This is a genomic window from Streptomyces sp. NPDC056160 (genome assembly GCF_042268205.1).
Classification (GTDB): domain Bacteria; phylum Actinomycetota; class Actinomycetes; order Streptomycetales; family Streptomycetaceae; genus Streptomyces.
On record NZ_JBHJUW010000325.1, the window covers coordinates 1 to 1841 of the forward strand.

General features: G+C 72.6%; 1 protein-coding gene and 1 rRNA gene. Both read left to right on the plus strand.

The features are described 5' to 3' along the window. A 5S ribosomal RNA gene (gene rrf, locus ACFC02_RS42435) occupies positions 1 to 91 on the plus strand; the annotation flags it as partial. A 919-nt stretch (positions 92 to 1010) separates the two neighbouring features. Beyond that, the gene (locus ACFC02_RS42440) at positions 1011 to 1790 is read left to right on the plus strand and encodes a hypothetical protein (RefSeq protein WP_376368362.1); all 780 of its coding nucleotides are present in this window, start codon (positions 1011 to 1013) and stop codon (positions 1788 to 1790) included. Positions 1791 to 1841 lie beyond the last annotated feature (51 nt).

The window sequence follows — 1841 nt, forward strand, 5'->3', positions numbered from 1 at the left end:
GCCCGGTTACATTCCGAACCCGGAAGCTAAGCCTTACAGCGCCGATGGTACTGCAGGGGGGACCCTGTGGGAGAGTAGGACACCGCCGAACAATCTTTGGAGGACCCCTGGTCACCAGCGTTCAGCTGGGACCAGGGGTCCTTTCGTTTTTTCACCGAACACAGCTTGCAGCGCGCCGGGTACCCGGCTGCGCGAGAATGACTTTGCGGTACAGCAGACAGGAGTCACCGATGTCCACCAACTCTCCCGACGAGCGTCCGGAGCGCGATCAGCGCCGCCGGGACGTTGGTGACCGCGGTGAACGCGGTGACCGTGGCGGCTTCCGGGGTGGCCCGCGCCGCAGCAACGACCGCGCGGGATACGGCCGTCGTGACGACGAGCGCGGCGGAGGCTACGGGGGTCGCCGTGACGACCGCCGTGGCAGTGAGCGCGGCGACCGAGGCGACCGGGGTGGTTTCCGTCGGGACGACCGCCGGGACGACCGGCGTGATGACCGGCGTGAGGGTGACCGTGGTGGTTACGGCGGTCGCCGTGACGACCGGCGTGACGGTGACCGTGGCGGCTTCCGCCGTGAGGGCGACCGCCCCTCCTACCGCCGCGACGACCGCCGCGACGACCGCCGTGATGACCGCCGCGATGACCGCCGTGATGACCGCCGTGATGACCGGCGTGATGGTGACCGCGGTGACCGCGGTGGCTTCCGCCGTGAGGGCGACCGCCCCTCCTACCGCCGCGATGACCGCAGGGACGACCGGCGTGACGACACCCGCGGTGAGCGCGGCGATCGTGGGGGCTTCCGTGGCCGGGACGACCGTGGCGGCCGTGGTCCCCGCCGTGACGACCGGGGCGACCGCGGTGGGCGCCCCGGTGGCTTCCGCCGTGAGGGTGACCGTCCCTCCTACCGGCGCGATGACCGTAGGGACGACCGGCGTGACGACCGGCGTGACGACCGCCGCGGCGGAGGCCGGTTCCGCGACGAGCGGGACCGGGACCGGGAGCCGATCAAGCGGCTGCCGATCCCCGAGGACGTCACCGGCGAGGAGATCGACAAGGACGTCCGGCAGGAGCTCCAGAGCCTGCCCAAGACGCTCGCCGAGGACGTCGCCAGGAACCTGGTGATGGTCGCCCGGCTGATCGACGAGGACCCGGAGGGCGCGTACGGCTACTCCAGGGTGGCTCTGCGTCTGGCGTCGCGCGTCGCCGCCGTACGTGAGGCGGCCGGCTTCGCCGCGTACGCCAGCCAGAAGTACTCGGAGGCGCTCGCGGAGTTCCGTGCCGCCCGGCGGATGACCGGCAACGCGGAGCTGTGGCCCCTCATGGCCGACTGCGAGCGCGGGCTCGGCCGGCCGGAGAAGGCGCTGGACATGGCCGGTGCCCCCGAGGTGCACAAGCTCGACAAGGCCGGGCAGGTGGAGATGCGGCTCGTGGCGGCCGGCGCCCGGCGCGACATGGGGCAGCTGGACGCGGCCATCGTGACGCTGCAGAGCCCCGAGCTGGCCTCCCACTCCGTGCAGCCGTGGACCGCCCGCCTGCGGTACGCCTACGCCGACGCGCTGCTCGCCGTCGGCCGGGAGGCCGAGGCACGGGAGTGGTTCGCCAAGGCCGTCGAGGCCGACCGCGACGGCAGCACCGACGCGTCGGACCGCCTGGCCGAGCTGGACGGTGTGGAGTTCACCGACGCGCTCGACGAGGACGGTGCGGATGGCGCGGACAATGCGGACGGCGCGTCCGGCAGCGCCTCCCCGTCCTCCCCGGAGAGCGGCGAGGACGACGGCAAGAACGAGGACTGACCGGGCCTGAGAACGCCTTGAGGACAAGGGGGTGGGCCCCGACCGGAATCC